This is a genomic window from Oleiphilus sp. HI0132 (assembly GCF_001635845.1).
Window position 1 is genome coordinate 1 of sequence record NZ_LWGJ01000743.1, and the last position, 900, is coordinate 900.

At 46.6% G+C, this 900-nt stretch carries 2 protein-coding genes and 1 pseudogene; all 3 read left to right on the forward strand.

The features are described from left to right. Window positions 1-171 (forward strand): 50S ribosomal protein L21 (gene rplU, locus A3766_RS08820; RefSeq protein ID WP_068642095.1); only part of this gene is annotated, 171 nt, incomplete at its 5' end. Between the two features lie 71 nt (window positions 172-242). Continuing rightward, a complete protein-coding gene (rpmA, locus tag A3766_RS08825; protein WP_068509869.1) occupies window positions 243-503 on the forward strand; it encodes a 50S ribosomal protein L27 in 261 nt (86 codons plus the stop codon). Window positions 504-632: 129 nt separating this feature from the next. Continuing rightward, a pseudogene (gene obgE / locus A3766_RS08830) lies at window positions 633-900 on the forward strand (GTPase ObgE); the annotation flags it as partial.

The window sequence follows — 900 nt, forward strand, 5'->3', positions numbered from 1 at the left end:
AAAGTTGGCGCGCCAAATGTTGAGGGTGCAAAAGTAACGGCTGAGGTTGTTGATCATGGTCGTCACGAGAAGGTACGTATCTTGAAGTTCAAGCGTCGTAAGCACCACATGAAGAGAATGGGTCACCGTCAGTGGTATACTGAGGTGAAAATTACTGGAATTAAAGGCTAACACTGAGTTTATGGTCGCTCTCAGGAGCAATTAAACCGGTTTAGATACGAACAGACAATAGGAGTAGGATAATGGCTCATAAGAAGGCGGGTGGTAGTACCCGCAACGGTCGCGATTCGGAGTCGAAACGTTTAGGTGTTAAGCGATTCGGTGGTGAAGTAGTTAAAGCAGGCAACATTATTGTGCGTCAACGTGGTACACGTTTCCACGCAGGCGATAATGTTGGTTGTGGTAAGGATCATACATTGTTTGCAACATCTGGTGGTGTTGTGAAGTTTGTAACAAAAGGTCCTTTGAACCGCAAATATGTGACGGTTGAAGCTGCGGAGTAAGCAGTCGTTACGGATTTGGAAAAGGCTCCGCTGTGCGGAGCTTTTTTTTTGCAATTTATTTGCTGATCGACTTTATTTTCCTTATAGGGTCAAATGTTGGTCGTTGGGTACTAATCTAAGGGGTGTGCAATGAAGTTTGTTGATGAAGCGACAATTGGAGTAGAGGCTGGTAAAGGTGGTAACGGTTGCTTGAGCTTTCGTCGAGAGAAGTACATTCCGAAGGGTGGGCCTGATGGTGGAGATGGCGGAGACGGCGGTTCAGTTATTCTGGTGGCAAGTGAGTCGCTGAATACTTTGGTCGATTATCGTTATGTCAGGCATTATCGCGCTCAATCTGGTGAGCAGGGTGCCGGGCGTAATTGTACTGGAGCAAAGGGTGAGAGTTTGTTTCTTCAGG

Bases quoted from the DNA above. Each gene is read 5' to 3' on its own strand.
- rpmA (WP_068509869.1), top strand. From the start codon at position 243: ATGGCTCATAAGAAGGCGGGTGGTAGTACCCGCAACGGTCGCGATTCG.